Here is a 352-nt window from a genome sequence, read left to right on the forward strand (position 1 = left end):
TCCTCGAGCGTGCGGACCACGGTCGGCGGGTGGAACGTCCCCGCCTCCTCGACGGCGGCGGCGTAGACCATCATCGACTCGTAGGTGTGCAGCGAGCTCTGGTTGGGCGTCTCGTCGTACTCCTCCTGGTACGCGTCGATGAACACCTGGCTCGCCTCGTTGTCGGCGGCGGGGTTCCACGGCTCCATACCGAGGACGCCCTCGGCGTCGGCGCCGAGCGGGTCGAGCGTGAACGCGCTGACGTGCGGGATGATCACGTCGATGTCGTCGGTCAGCCCGGCGTCGCGCAGTTGCGCGAGGCCGCTGGCGGCGAAGTTGCCGAAGCTGGAGAAGTACAGCGTGTCGGCGCCGG

Annotated in this window: 1 protein-coding gene; it reads right to left on the minus strand. The window is 69.3% G+C overall.

Annotated features, from left to right (window positions below; all coding sequences use genetic code 11):
- On the minus strand, positions 1 to 352 hold a 352-nt coding region (locus tag C471_RS00015; protein WP_004045553.1), incomplete at both ends, for an ABC transporter substrate-binding protein.

The organism is Halorubrum saccharovorum DSM 1137 (assembly GCF_000337915.1).
GTDB classification, from domain to species: Archaea; Halobacteriota; Halobacteria; order Halobacteriales; family Haloferacaceae; genus Halorubrum; species Halorubrum saccharovorum.